Origin of the sequence: Streptomyces sp. NBC_00385 (assembly GCF_035917155.1) — a bacterium.
GTDB classification, from domain to species: Bacteria; Actinomycetota; Actinomycetes; order Streptomycetales; family Streptomycetaceae; genus Streptomyces; species Streptomyces poriferorum.
On record NZ_CP107951.1, the window covers coordinates 7464882 to 7477953 of the forward strand.

Consider the following 13072-nt stretch of genomic DNA (forward strand, 5'->3'; position numbering starts at 1 on the left):
GCAGACGGGAGGGGCTGGTCACGAGTGAGCTCCGCAGACGGGAGGAGCCGGGCGCGGGTCAGGCCCGGGAGAGGCCGCGACCCGTCTCCCGTCGTCGTATCCGCGCCGCGTCCCGCTGGGCGGTCCGCGCCGCCCGTCTGGCCCTGCGCCGCTCGCGGCGAAGCCGCCGGGCCGAACTGCTGGGCACCGACACCACGCCGTTGCGCTGATTCCACACCTGCCGGGTGACCCACACGTCCAGCACCGACCATGTCGCGACCACCGTGCTGCCCACGCTGCTGAGCACCATCGGGAAGGCCAGCCACGAACCGGTCAGCGAGGCCAGGAACGCGACCATCGCCTGGATCAGGGTCAGCGACGTGATGATGACGGCCCGCACGGCGGCCCTGCGTACGGGGTCCGGCATCCGCCGGCGTGTGGCCGGCTCCTCGACCCAGAGCGGTTGCCGCGGCTCCTCCGGCCCGCCCCGCGTCGCCGAAGCCGCGGTGCTCGCCTCCTTCGCCGTCCGGGCCGGTGGCACCTCCACCGCTCCGTAACGCTCCTGCGTGTCCAACGACTTTCAACTCCCCACCGCTGTCCGACTTCAGGGTTGCTGCCCCGCATGCACCCTTTCTACGCGGACGGACCGTCCCGTCCTGCCCCAGTGCACTCCTGCAGCTCTCCTGCCCCCGTACAGACAGACGAGTGCCGGATGGTGAAGATTCCCCCGGATCGGCACGGAACGAAGAGTTCCAGCCAACCGGCGGGGGGAGGAATATGCCGCTCTGATCGGCGTCTTCTGTCGCATTCGCGAATTTCATCTCCAGGAATACCGGGACAACTCATGGTCAACTCCCAGTAAGGCGGCCGAAAATCGTCCGGACACGCCTTCGAGTTGTCTGTGTGTCGGTAGTAGGCTCGCGCCGTTTGTTGACGGAACACCATCCCCGCCCTGCGGGGCCGAGCTGGGGGAGGCCATGCGCTTTCGCGGAAAGTCCATCCGCAGGAAGATCGTGGCGTTGCTTCTGGTGCCGCTCGTCTCCCTCACCGCACTCTGGGGCTTCGCCACCTATCTGACCGGACGCGAGGCCGGCGAGCTGCTGAGTGCCAGCACCGTCGTGGAGAAGGTCGGTCACCCCCTGGAGGACACCGTCAGGGCCGTGCAGAACGAGCGCCGGCAGACCCTCGTCTTCCTCGCCGACCCGAGGGCCTCCGACGCCCTTCCGGTCCTGCGCACACAGCGCGCGGTCACCGACCGGGTCGTGGAGCGCGTGACCTCGAGCGCGCAGCAGAAGGACATCCGCGACGCACTGCGCCCCGACGCGGAGACCCAGCTCAGCTCGATCCTCGGAGCGGTCGACGAACTCGACGCCCTCCGCGACTCCGTCGACCGGCGCACCATCGGCCGGGCCAGGGCGATGGACTACTACAACCGTCTCATCGACCCCTGCTACCGCTTCCTGACCGGACTCCACACGATGGAGAACGTGTCCATGGACAAGCAGGTCCGGGCGCTGGCCGGTGTCTCGCGCGCCCGCGAGATGCTCTCCAGGGAAGACGCGCTGGTCGCCTCCGGACTTCTGGCAGGGCGGTTCACCGCCCCCGAACTCCGGCAGATCTCCGACCTCGTGGCCAACCGGGGACTGCTGTACGAGATCAACCTCCAGGTCCTGCCCGCGTCCGAGCGGCGGCGCGTGGAGCAGTACTGGTCGGGCCCCGACAGCGAACCGCTGCGCACCGCCGAGAACAAACTGATCGCTCAGGGCCCCACCCGCGACTCCCGTGCCGTGGACGCCGCCCGCTGGCAGGAGGTCGCGCCACCGGTCCTGGACCGGCTGGCCAACGACTCGACCGAGATGAACAACCGCTTCCAGGACCGGGGCAAGCCCGCCGGCTACGGCGTCCTGATCAAGGCGGGCGTCGCCGGCGTACTCGGATTCCTGGCCCTGCTCGTCTCCGTCTTCGTGTCCGTACGCATCGGCCGCGAGCTCGTCCGCGACCTCTCCCGGCTGCGCAAGGACGCCCACGAGGTCTCCGGGGTGCGGCTGCCGAGCGTGATGCGCCGCCTCGCCGCGGGCGAGCACATCGACGTCGAGACCGAGTCCCCGCACCTCCAGTACGAACGGGACGAGATCGGCCAGGTCGGGCAGGCGCTCAACACGTTGCAGCGCGCCGCGGTCGAGGCGGCCGTCAAACAGGCGGACATGCGGCGCGGCGTCTCCGAGGTCTTCGTCAACCTCGCCCGCCGCAACCAGGTGCTGCTGCACCGCCAGCTGACGCTCCTGGACACGATGGAGCGCCGCACCGAGAACACCGACGAACTCGCCGACCTGTTCCGCCTCGACCACCTCACCACCCGGATGCGGCGCCACGCCGAGGGGCTGGTGATCCTCTCCGGAGCCGCGCCCTCCCGGCAGTGGCGCAAGCCCATCCAGCTCATGGACGTGGTGCGGGCCGCCGTCGCCGAGGTGGAGGACTACGAGCGGATCGAGGTCCGCCGCCTCCCGCGGATCGGAGTGGGCGGCCCCGCAGTCGCCGACCTCACCCATCTCATCGCCGAACTCCTGGAGAACGCCACGGTGTTCTCGCCCCCGCACACGGCGGTCCAGGTGCACGGCGAACAGGTCGCCAACGGCTTCACCCTCGAAATCCACGACCGCGGCCTGGGGATGCCCCCCGAAGTGCTGCTGGACGCCAATCTCCGGCTGGCGGAAACCCCCGAGTTCGAACTGTCCGACACCGACCGGCTCGGCCTCTTCGTCGTCAGCCGGCTCGCCCAGCGGCAGAACGTCCGCGTCTCGCTCCAGACCTCCCCGTACGGAGGCACCACCGCGGTCGTCTTCATCCCGGCGGCGCTGCTCACCGACGCCCCGGACTCGCACGGCACCGGATTCCGTCTCGACCGCAGGTCGGAGAAGGCCATTGCCAGCAGCAGGCCCGGCAGCGGTCCGAAGGAGAACGGCGGGCCGGGCACACCGGACCGCAGCATCGCCGCCGCCCGGTCCCAGGAACGGCCCCAGGACCGCCCGCAGGAACGGCCGGGCAGCCTCTCACCGGTTCCCAGCGGGCTGATGGACCCGGCCCTGCTGGACGGCCCGGTCGAGCTCGAAGGACCGGTCGCGTCCCTGGAATTCGACCGTGACCCGCTCCTCGAAGCCGTCACCGGCCGGGGCACCGACCCCGCCCTCGACGGGGTCTCCGACCTGGACGACACAGAAAGCGAACGTGGCGGCATCTTCCGCGCCCGCGAGTTCCGGCGCGAAACCGACCGCGAGCAGCACCAGCAGGCGGCCGACCGGACGACGGAGCCGGACGGCGTACGGGCCCTGCGCCCCGACGGCACGCGCCCGCTGCCCCGCCGCAAGCCGCCGACCCTGGTCACGGACCGAGGCGTCCGCGTCGACGAGAGCAGCCGCTCCCACCCCACGACCGGCGATCCGGAGCCCGCGCACACCTCGGCGCGGCCCCGGTCCACCGGCCCCGTTCCGCACCAGGACCGGCGCCGCTCCGCCGAACCCCGGCGGTCCACGGGCTCGCGGACGTCGACCGGGCCCGCCGAAGTCCCGCGCCCCGCGCCTTCGGTGCCCGCTCCACGGTCGTCCACATCAGCCGTCCCGTCCTCGTCGCCCGAGGCCGACACCGTGGGCGGGCTGCCCCGCCGGGTCCGTCAGGCCAGCCTCGCCCCGCAACTGCGCGAGGGCTCGGGCGTGACCGGCCCGGATCCGGTGGAGAGCGTCGAGGACATCGAGCGGGACGCCGACGAGGTACGCGACCGCATGGCCTCGCTCCAGCGCGGCTGGCAGCGCGGGCGCATGCAGAACGCCGAGGACGGGACCGGCCCCGGCGATACAGCACAAGGAACCACTCCGGGAGGGGACGGTCCATGACCGCACCGAACGCCGCAGCACTCAACTCCGCACGTCAGGGGTCGGGTGAACTCAACTGGCTCCTCGACGAACTCGTCGAGCGCGTCGCCAGCATCCGCAAGGCGCTGGTGCTCTCCAGCGACGGCCTTCCCACCGGCGCGTCCAAGGACCTGACCCGGGAGGACGGCGAGCACATGGCGGCCGTCGCCTCAGGATTCCACAGCCTCGCGAAGGGCGTCGGCCGCCACTTCGACGCGGGCCGGGTCCGGCAGACCGTCGTCGAACTCGACGAGGCGTTCCTGTTCGTCACGGCGGCCGGTGACGGCAGCTGTCTCGCCGTTCTGGCCGACTCCGACTCGGACGTCGGGCAGGTGGCGTACGAGATGACACTGATGGTCAAGCGTGTGGGGGCCCACCTGGCCAACGCGCCCAGGACGACCGGTCTGTCCTCCGGAGGGTGAGTGGACGGGATGAGCGCCGACACCTCCCGCACCCCCGGGAACCCCGGCGACCCTCAGTCCTCGCGCTGGTACGACGCCGACGCGGGGCCGGTGGTCCGCCCGTACGCGATGACGAGAGGACGCACCAGCAGCGCGTCCCGTCACCGCCTCGACCTGATCGCGATCGTCATGCCCGAACCCGCGGCCGACGACCCCGGCAGGGACCAGATGCTCTCCCCGGAACATGTGGAGATCATCGAACTCTGCAGTGAGATGCCCCAGTCGATCGCCGAGCTCGCCGCCGGTCTGGACCTCCCCGTCGGGGTGGTCCGGGTCCTGGTCGGCGATCTCGTCGAGGACGAGCTGGTGCACGTAACCCGTCCCGTTCCGCCGGCCGAGCTGCCGGACGTGAACATTCTTCGCGAGGTGATCAATGGCCTTCGGGCGCTCTAGCCGCAACAGGCGGCCCGTTGAGCCCGTTACCCTGAAAATCCTGGTGGCGGGCGGCTTCGGAGTGGGCAAGACGACCCTGGTGGGGGCGGTCAGCGAGATCAGACCGCTGCGTACGGAGGAGAGGCTGAGCGAGGCGGGACGTCCGGTGGACGACCTGGACGGTGTCGAGGCGAAGACCACGACCACGGTGGCGATGGACTTCGGGCGGATCACGCTGCGCGAGGACCTCGTGCTGTACCTCTTCGGAACCCCCGGACAGGACCGCTTCTGGTTCCTCTGGGACGAACTCGCCCAGGGCGCGCTGGGGGCGGTCGTCCTCGCGGACACCCGCCGTCTGGAGGACTGTTTCGCGGCGGTCGACTACTTCGAGCGCCGCGAGATCCCGTTCGCCGTCGCCGTCAACTGCTTCGAGGGCGCCGACCGGTTCCCCACCGAGACGGTGCAGGCGGCGCTGGACCTGGATCCACAGGTGCCGGTACTCATGTGCGACGCCCGGGACCGGTCGTCCGTACGGGACGTCCTGGTGGCCGTCGTCGAACACGCGGTCGCCCGGGTGGACCGGCTCCGGGAGCCAGTCACCACGTAGGGCCTCTCGTTTGGATCAGGCCGGGCTCGCGGGGTCCGGCCGGCGTAACGCGGCCCGTACCCCCGCCGACGAGGGTACGGGCCGCGCGTCCAAGGGCGGCGGGGGAGCGGAGTCCTCCGCTACTCCTGCCAGCCGAAACTCCGCTCCACCGCCTTGCGCCAGTTGCCGTACTCGCGTTCGCGGTCCTCCGGTTCCATCCGCGGCTGCCACTCCACATCGCGCTGCCAGTGCGTCTTGAGCTCGTCGAGCCCCGACCACACCCCGGTCGCCAGCCCCGCCGCGTACGCCGCGCCCAGGCAGGTGGTCTCCGAGATCTTCGGGCGGATCACCGGCACGCCCAGCACGTCCGCCTGGTGCTGCATCAGCAGATGGTTGGCCGTCATGCCGCCGTCCACCTTGAGCGTCGTGATCGGCACCCCGGAGTCCTGGTACATCGCGTCGACGACCTCACGTGTCTGCCAGCTGGTCGCCTCCAGGACGGCCCGTGCCAGATGCGCTTTGGTGACGTAGCCGGTCAGGCCGGTGATCACACCCCGGGCGTCGGAACGCCAGTAGGGGGCGAACAGCCCGGAGAACGCGGGCACGATGTACGCCCCGCCGTTGTCCTCCACGCTCGCGGCGAGGGTCTCGATCTCCGCCGCGCTCCCGATGATCCCGAGCTGGTCGCGGAACCACTGCACGAGCGCCCCGGTGATCGCGATCGACCCCTCCAGGCAGTAGACGGGCGGCTCGTCACCGATCCGGTAGCCGAGGGTGGTGATCAGCCCGTTCTTGGACGGCACGGGGCGGTTCCCGGTGTTGAGCAGCAGGAAGCTGCCGGTGCCGTACGTGTTCTTGGCCGTGCCCGGGTCGTAGCAGGCCTGTCCGAACACCGCGGCCTGCTGGTCTCCCAGGGCGGAGGCCACCGGCACTCCGGCCAGCGCTCCCACGGCCGTTCCGTACACCTCGGACGACGACCTGATCTCCGGGAGCACCGCCTCCGGGATGTTCATCGCGGCCAGGACCGCCGGGTCCCACCGGAGCGTCTCCAGGTCCATCAGCATGGTGCGCGACGCGTTGGTCACGTCCGTGACGTGGACGCCGCCCGCCGTGCCGCCCGTGAGGTTCCAGATCAGCCAGGAGTCCATCGTGCCGAAGGCGATCTCGCCGCGCTCGGCCCGCTCGCGCAGCCCGGGTACGTGGTCCAGCAGCCAGGCCGCCTTGGGGCCGGAGAAGTAGCTGGCCAGCGGAAGACCCGTGGTGGCGCGGAACCGGTCCTGCCCGTCGGTGCCGCCGAGTTCGTGGCACAGGGCCGCGGTACGGGTGTCCTGCCAGACGATCGCGTGGTGGACGGGGACCCCGGTGGCCCGGTCCCACAGCACCGTCGTCTCGCGCTGGTTGGTGATGCCGAGCGCGGTGAGCCGGTCCGCCCGCAACCCGGCCCGGTCCAGGGCACCGGCGACGACGGCCTGCACGGTGGTCCAGATCTCGGAGGCGTCGTGCTCCACCCAGCCGGGCCGGGGGAAGATCTGCCGGTGCTCGCGCTGGTCGACGGCGACGACGGCGCCGTCCTGGTCGAAGATGATGCAACGGCTGGAGGTGGTGCCCTGGTCGATGGCGGCGACATACCTGATCGTCATGACTCCCCTTGTCCATCGGGTGCTTGTGGCCGAGGCCTCAGAACGCGGCGTTGAACACGACACCGCCCAGCAGACCGCCCAGGAGCGGTCCCACGACCGGTATCCAGGCGTAACTCCAGTCGGACGTACCCTTGTTCGGTATCGGAAGCAGCGCATGCACCAGCCGCGGACCGAGGTCACGGGCCGGGTTGATGGCGTACCCGGTGGGGCCGCCGAGCGAGAGCCCGATGCCCACCACGAGCAGGGACACCAGGAGAACCGAGATGCCGGAGCCGTAGATCCCGGCCTCCGACCCCGCGACCGGGCCGATCCCGATGCCCGCGTTCTTCCCGAAGGCCAGGATCGGCAGGACCAGGGCGGCCGTGGCGATGATCTCGGTGACGAGGTTGGCCACCGGATTCCGGATCTCCGGAGCGGTCGCGAAGATGCCGAGCGTGGGGCCGGACGTCTCCTTGTCGGCGTTGGCGCGGAACTGCGCGTAGTACGTCAGCCAGGCCAGCACCGCGCCGATGACGGCGCCCGTCAGCTGGCCCGCGATGTAGAGCGGGACCTTGTCCCACTCGCCGGTGTCGACGGCGATGCCGACGGTCACGGCCGGGTTGAGATGGCCGCCCGACAACGGGGCGGACGTGTAGGCCCCGGCCAGTACCCCGAAGCCCCATCCGAAGGCGATGACGACCCAGCCCGCGGCTCTGGCCTTCGAGTGGTGGAGGGTGACGGCGGCGCAGACGCCCGCGCCGAAGAGGATGAGGATGGCCGTTCCGAGGACTTCCCCGGTGAAGATGTCTCCATTGCTCATGGCGCTCCCAGTGGTTGTCCGGCGGGTTGCGCCGGGCGCTTCCATGGCTGCGGAGGCCGAGGGCAGGGAGAATCCGTGCCCCGCCCGGCGACCGTGACGAGCGTGGGATCAGCCGGCCGCCGCCGTGTGGGAGGACGGCATCGGCTGGGAATGGAGTGTTCTCCGTGCATGATGGGTCGTCAAGAAGACTGACAACAAACGCTGTTGGTGGCCACGGATGGCATCTCAACGCACTGCGACGACCGCGGAGCCATGACCGAACAGGCCCTGGTTCGCGGTGATCCCGGCCCGCGCGCCCGGAATCTGGCGTTCCCCCGCCGTGCCGCGCAGCTGCCAGGTCAGTTCGCAGACCTGCGCGATGGCCTGGGCCGGCACCGCCTCGCCGAAGGAGGCGAGCCCGCCGCTCGGGTTCACCGGGATGCGTCCGCCGAGCGCCGTCGCCCCGGAGCGTACGAGCGCCGCGCCCTCGCCGGGAGCGCACAGTCCGATGTCCTCGTACCACTCCAGTTCCAGCGCCGTGGAGAGGTCGTACACCTCCGCCAGGGACAGGTCTCCGGGTCCGATGCCCGCCTCCTCGTACGCGGCCCGGGCGATCGAGCCCCGGAAACTCATGGGGGAGGGTTCCACGGCCACCGCGGAGTCCGTGGCGATGTCCGGCAGGTCGAGCACCGCTTTCGGGTACGTGGGCGTCACGGTCGACACGGCACGGATGCGGACCGGGTCCGACGCCCCGTGGCGCCGGGCGAAGTCCATGCTGGACAGCACCAGGGCCGCCGCGCCGTCGGAGGTGGCGCAGATGTCCAGCAGCCGCAGCGGATCGGCGACGACCGCGGAGGCCGCGACCTGTTCCGCGCTCACCGCTGCCCGGTAGCGAGCGTTCGGGTTCAGTGCGCCGGCCGCGGCGTTCTTCACCTTGACCAGCGCGAAGTCGTCCGGAGTGTCGCCGTGCAGCGCCATCCGGCGGCGGGCGTACAGCGCGAAGTACGCGGGATTGGTCGCACCGAGCACCCGGAACCTCAGCCAGTCCGGATCGTCCGGCCGCTCGCCACCCGCCGGCGCGAAGAAGCCCTTGGGGGCCGCGTCCGCGCCCACCACGAGCACCACGTCCGCCATGCCGGCCAGGATCTGCGCCCTGGCGGTGTTCACCGCCTGGGCGCCCGACGCGCAGGCCGCGTACACGCTGGTCACGCGGGCGCCCTGCCAGCCGAGCGCCTGGGCGAACGTCGCCCCGGCCACGTACCCCGGATAGCCGCCGCGCACGGTGTCGGCGCCGACCACCGACTGCACGTCCCGCCACTCGATGCCCGCGTCCGCCAGCGCGCCGCGGGCCGCCACCGTGCCGTACTCCACGAAACCGCGGCCCCATTTGCCCCAGGGGTGCATGCCGGCCCCGAGGACCGCCACATCCCCGCTCATGCCGCGCCCCCCGCGGAGCCGGCGGCGACCGGCCGCCAGTGCCAGGTGGTCCGCACCGCGCCGTCGCCGTCACCCGGGCCGGCGTCCATCACTCCCGGCACGGCCTCCACCGTCATCCCGACCGCGAGATCCTCCACGCCCACCCCGGGCGCGGCCTGCCCGAGCACGACCATCCGCTCGGCCGCCAGCTCCACCGCCACCAGCGTGTACGGCTCCCAGGGCACCTCCGGATCCGAGAGATAGGGCGCGGGCGGCCGGTAGCGGCCGTCGGTGTACGACCAGACCGTGCCGTGCCGGGACAGCGGCACCTCGGCGAGCTCGCCGCCCGTACAGCCCGGATTGCGGCAGAGCCCCTTCTGCGGCGGGAAGAAGACCGACGAGCAGAGCGGGCAGCGGGTGCCCAGCAGCCGGAAGTCCTCCTCCGTACCGTCCTCGGTGAACCACCCGGCCACCACAGGTATGCGCTTGCGTGGCAAAGCCCCTCCCGGCACTGGATCTGACGGAACGTCAGAAGTGTGCCACGGTCAGCTGTTGTCGGCGAGCCACTTGGCAGCGGTCTCCGCGAGCTCGTGGTCGCGGCCGGCCAGCATCATCCCGATCATCTGCGCGTCACCGCGCAGCGACCAGGCCGGATGACCGAACGTGGCCGGGTTGTTCTTCTCGATCAGGAAATGGGCGGGCCATCCCGTATACCTTGAGTGTCGTACCAAACGAACTCAACGAGGGGAGGTGTAGGCATGGCTGAATATGCACAGATCAGAGCCCTAATCGCGGTTCGCCTCAGCGACATGACGGACGTTACGACCTCGCCGCTGAGGCAGCGGGAAGCCGGCGAGGGACAGGCGGCACGCATCGGGGCACGTGTCGTCGGGTACGCAACCGACCTGGACGTCTCCGCCACCAAGACCACGCCGTTCGAGCGGCCGGAGCTTGGTGACTGGCTCCGTCGCCCAGACGAGTACGACGTGATCATCTGGTGGCGGCTTGATCGCGCGGTCCGGTCGCTGGCAGACATGGAGGATCTGACGCGGTGGGCTAAGGAGCACCGCAAGCGGATCATCTTCGCGGAGGGTGCAGGCGGGACACTCGACCTGGACATGTCGTCAGCGCTTGGAGTGTCCGACATCGTCGTACGGCTGCTCGCGTGGGCCGCGCAGATGGAGGCGCAAGCAATCGCAGAACGCGTGTCTGGAGCACGTGCGACGCTTCGGGCGCAGGGACGTTGGGCGGGTGGGATCCCGCCGTATGGCTATCGTCCAGTTGCGCGTGACGGAGCGCCGGGGTTGACGCTCGTCCCCGATCCGTCGGCCGTTGCAGTCCTGGAGCAGATGATGGCTGACATCCTTGACGGAGCGCAGCCGCACAGCATCGCCATGGAGCTGAACGAAGCAGGCGTACTGACCCCGCGCGACCACGACGACGTCAGACGCGGGAAGGTGCCGCGGGGCCGTGCGTGGGTTGGTACCACGGTAAAGAGCGTCGCCTCGTCCCCCACGCTTCTCGGCTACCACGTGCACCAGGGCAAGCCGGTACGCGACGGGAAGGGACGCCCTATCCTGGCGGGTCCGCCAATCGTGGAGCGGGACCAACATGAGCGAGTGAAGGCGGCGTTGGCGGAGTTGGCAGCTCCGGAGCGTCGGGAGAGGAAAGACACGAACGCGCTGCTTCTCGGTGTCGCCCACTGCGACACCTGCGATGGCCGCATGTACATGTACAGCGCCAACAGCGGAAAGACCATCGTCTACGGCTGCCGGGCGCTGGCGCGTGGGCGGAAGTGTGAGGCTAAGGCGTCGATCCGGGCGGACTGGCTGGACGAATGGGCCGTGGAGCAGTTCCTAGCGCGTATCGGCTCATGGCCAGTGACGCGGGTCATCCGCCACTCCGGCTACGATCCCGGACCTGAACTGGCAGAGGTTACGTCAGAACTGCGGGCCCACATGGGGGAGCGTGCGCGCTTCAAGTCTGCCGCTGGTCGTCAGATGTGGCAGGAAACGGCTGACGCACTAGAGGCCAGAGCCGCAGAGCTGGAGACCACACCATTCGTTGAAGCCCGGGAAGAAGTTGTGAGCACGGGCAAGACGTACGGACAGATGTGGGACGCCGCAGACACGGCCGGCCGTCGGCGACTGCTCATCGACGCCGGGGCCCGGGTCATGGTCAAGCCGTCGAAGGGACGAGGAGGCCGCGTAACGAAGTTGGACGTATCGCGCGTGGACTTCGTCATCGGAAGCCACGGCGATCCCGAGAAGGAATCTCTGGACGCCATCGAGCGGGAAGAATCTGAGTAGTGCGCAACCCCTGGTAGGCCCCCGCCTACCAGACATGGGGCGGCCCTGGCTTCATCTTTGGACGGAGTAGGCCAGGGCCGTTCCTCACCTGAATGAGGAGAAAGCATCATGGCACACACCTCTATCTTCGCGAACACCTTGCTTGTCGTCGGCCCCGTCGCAACCGAGGACGAGCGGGCAGACCTGCTCATGGTCGCCTCCGACGTCACGGACCAGCTGGGCTTCCCCACCATCATCGGCACTACGGCCGACATCGACGTCCGCAACTTCGCGGCAGTCGTCGTCTGCGGGCCGGCGCTGCACGACGCGGAGTCGGTCATCGGGACGGCCATGATCCTGGAGGCCGAAGCTGCGCTGTACGACGTGCCCGTGGTTTACAAGCAGAAGGGAAGCGACGACGCCCCGTGCGACGGCTGTGCCGCGTACCTGACGATCGCTGCCGTGCGGGACGAGAACGGAGATCTGTTCTGCCCGGCCTGCACGGGTGACTCCCTTGGCTGCGCTCGTTGCGGCGAGGTCGACGAGCGGGACATCGAGCCGGTCTACGTCGACGGCGGATGGGTCCCGCTGTGCACCGGTGGGTGCGCGTCGATCATGAAGGCACTGAAGCCCTCCCCGCTCAACATCCCGGAGGACGACAGTAAGCCGCTCCTGCTGCTGGGCGTCACCGCCTGACGTCACCCTCTGTCACACGGACGTGGGCCCGCCGGTTCGCCGGTCGGGCCCTCCCGTGCGTTCGGGGGCGCGCCTCGTCGACGTCCTCCGCCCTCTCCGCCGGCTGCCAGACGAAGCGGAGAGCGACGTTCCGCGCTCAGGTGAGCGTAGACAAGCGTATGAGTTAGGGGACCCTCTGTGGCGTGGGTCACAATCCTCCGCCCCGAGAGGTCGAATCGGGCCCGTTTGGAGCCAAAATGACAAACTAACCCCTTACTTCAACTCTCTCTAACGTGTGTTAAGAGAGACTGAGAAATGCCAGTTAGTTTGTCCATTCTGGCCAAACTGTCTCGCGCCCCCTTTTAGCCCCTCGTCGACGTCGAATGACGAGTGGGGTGGGGGCGGAGCCGCATCGACGTCCAGGAAGCCGCTGGAGGCCCGTGGGGCGCCCTGTAGGTGCTAGTCGGTATCCAGGAGGCCCCGGGGGCGCGCTAGAGCCTCTGAGGGGCCTTCCAGGGCTTCGACCCTGCGGAGGTGGGCGACGAGGCGGGTCGGACGAAGAGTGCACAGCCGGCACGTGGGGCCCCATCGAGGCCTGAAGCGCCCCAACCAAGATCCAATGTCTCACCATGCGGGATCAAGGTCACGGTTGTGTAATAGAGCCTGGCGGCTCGGATCGGGATGAAACGTCGATATTTGCAGGTCGGAGCACGTTTCGGCACTTTGCGCATACCCCCTCGTCGCGAAACATGCACCACATAACCACTAACGAGAGGGGCTTTAATCGCGCGCGAGAGCGCCTATGCCCCATGGTTACAGAGAGTTGTAGCCCCACAAACCGCGGGACCGGCGTCGGCAGCCTCTTGGGCGTTGGTCCGGTCCCGTGTGCAAGCTGCATCCCCCTGGCGCCTCTCCCGGGGTGGGGTGCACCGGTCCCGGCGGTTGAGCCGTCGACGTGAAGCGAACTCTCCT

General features: G+C 69.7%; 11 protein-coding genes and 1 pseudogene. 6 read left to right on the plus strand and 6 right to left on the minus strand.

Annotated features, from left to right (window positions below; all coding sequences use genetic code 11):
• Positions 1-58: 58 nt before the first annotated feature.
• A complete protein-coding gene (locus OG959_RS33270; protein WP_326664430.1) occupies positions 59-553 on the minus strand; it encodes a hypothetical protein in 495 nt (164 codons plus the stop codon).
• Positions 554-956: 403 nt separating this feature from the next.
• Here OG959_RS33270 and OG959_RS33275 point away from each other — a divergent pair, with 403 nt between their 5' ends.
• Genes OG959_RS33275 through OG959_RS33290 form a run of 4 tightly spaced genes read left to right on the plus strand, consistent with a single transcriptional unit; the run spans position 957 to position 5324 of the window.
• The gene (locus OG959_RS33275; RefSeq protein WP_326664431.1) at positions 957-3866 is read left to right on the plus strand and encodes a sensor histidine kinase; all 2910 of its coding nucleotides are present in this window, start codon (positions 957-959) and stop codon (positions 3864-3866) included.
• On the plus strand, positions 3863-4306 hold the full coding sequence (locus OG959_RS33280; protein ID WP_326664432.1) for a roadblock/LC7 domain-containing protein: 444 nt from the start codon (positions 3863-3865) through the stop codon (positions 4304-4306). The genes OG959_RS33275 and OG959_RS33280 overlap by 4 nt, the downstream gene beginning before the upstream one ends.
• A gap of 9 nt (positions 4307-4315) precedes the next feature.
• The gene (locus OG959_RS33285) at positions 4316-4738 is read left to right on the plus strand and encodes a DUF742 domain-containing protein (RefSeq protein ID WP_326664433.1); all 423 of its coding nucleotides are present in this window, start codon (positions 4316-4318) and stop codon (positions 4736-4738) included.
• Positions 4719-5324 carry a GTP-binding protein gene (locus tag OG959_RS33290; protein WP_148016379.1) on the plus strand — a complete coding sequence of 202 codons (606 nt, stop codon included), beginning with the start codon at positions 4719-4721 and terminating at the stop codon, positions 5322-5324. Before OG959_RS33285 ends, OG959_RS33290 begins: the two co-directional genes overlap by 20 nt.
• Before the next feature lie 119 nt (positions 5325-5443).
• On the opposite strand, the gene glpK is transcribed toward OG959_RS33290, so the two are convergent.
• The 5 genes and pseudogenes from glpK to OG959_RS33315 form a co-directional block, all read right to left on the minus strand.
• Positions 5444-6943: a glycerol kinase GlpK gene (gene glpK, locus OG959_RS33295; protein ID WP_326664434.1), complete on the minus strand. Its 1500-nt coding sequence runs from the start codon at positions 6941-6943 to the stop codon at positions 5444-5446.
• Positions 6944-6980: 37 nt separating this feature from the next.
• Entirely contained in the window at positions 6981-7742 is a 762-nt protein-coding gene (locus OG959_RS33300; RefSeq protein WP_219568144.1) for an MIP/aquaporin family protein, read from the minus strand.
• Between the two features lie 225 nt (positions 7743-7967).
• Positions 7968-9158 carry a lipid-transfer protein gene (locus OG959_RS33305; RefSeq protein WP_326664436.1) on the minus strand — a complete coding sequence of 397 codons (1191 nt, stop codon included), beginning with the start codon at positions 9156-9158 and terminating at the stop codon, positions 7968-7970.
• On the minus strand, positions 9155-9634 hold the full coding sequence (locus OG959_RS33310) for a Zn-ribbon domain-containing OB-fold protein (RefSeq protein ID WP_326664438.1): 480 nt from the start codon (positions 9632-9634) through the stop codon (positions 9155-9157). Before OG959_RS33310 ends, OG959_RS33305 begins: the two co-directional genes overlap by 4 nt.
• A gap of 48 nt (positions 9635-9682) precedes the next feature.
• Positions 9683-9847: pseudogene (locus OG959_RS33315) on the minus strand (Mpo1-like protein); the annotation flags it as partial.
• Positions 9848-9895: 48 nt separating this feature from the next.
• Here OG959_RS33315 and OG959_RS33320 point away from each other — a divergent pair.
• Both OG959_RS33320 and OG959_RS33325 read left to right on the plus strand, forming a co-directional pair.
• On the plus strand, positions 9896-11446 hold the full coding sequence (locus OG959_RS33320) for a recombinase family protein (protein WP_326664440.1): 1551 nt from the start codon (positions 9896-9898) through the stop codon (positions 11444-11446).
• Positions 11447-11554: 108 nt separating this feature from the next.
• Complete coding sequence (locus OG959_RS33325; protein WP_326664441.1) at positions 11555-12121, plus strand: hypothetical protein; 567 nt, start codon at positions 11555-11557, stop codon at positions 12119-12121.
• The last annotated feature ends 951 nt before the right edge of the window (positions 12122-13072 follow it).

Coding starts and splice junctions, on each gene's coding strand:
- OG959_RS33275 (WP_326664431.1), top strand. CDS start 957: ATGCGCTTTCGCGGAAAGTCCATCCGCAGGAAGATCGTGGCGTTGCTT.
- OG959_RS33280 (WP_326664432.1), top strand. CDS start 3,863: ATGACCGCACCGAACGCCGCAGCACTCAACTCCGCACGTCAGGGGTCG.
- OG959_RS33285 (WP_326664433.1), top strand. CDS start 4,316: ATGAGCGCCGACACCTCCCGCACCCCCGGGAACCCCGGCGACCCTCAG.
- OG959_RS33290 (WP_148016379.1), top strand. CDS start 4,719: ATGGCCTTCGGGCGCTCTAGCCGCAACAGGCGGCCCGTTGAGCCCGTT.
- glpK (WP_326664434.1), bottom strand. CDS start 6,943: ATGACGATCAGGTATGTCGCCGCCATCGACCAGGGCACCACCTCCAGC.
- OG959_RS33300 (WP_219568144.1), bottom strand. CDS start 7,742: ATGAGCAATGGAGACATCTTCACCGGGGAAGTCCTCGGAACGGCCATC.
- OG959_RS33305 (WP_326664436.1), bottom strand. CDS start 9,158: ATGAGCGGGGATGTGGCGGTCCTCGGGGCCGGCATGCACCCCTGGGGC.
- OG959_RS33320 (WP_326664440.1), top strand. CDS start 9,896: ATGGCTGAATATGCACAGATCAGAGCCCTAATCGCGGTTCGCCTCAGC.
- OG959_RS33325 (WP_326664441.1), top strand. CDS start 11,555: ATGGCACACACCTCTATCTTCGCGAACACCTTGCTTGTCGTCGGCCCC.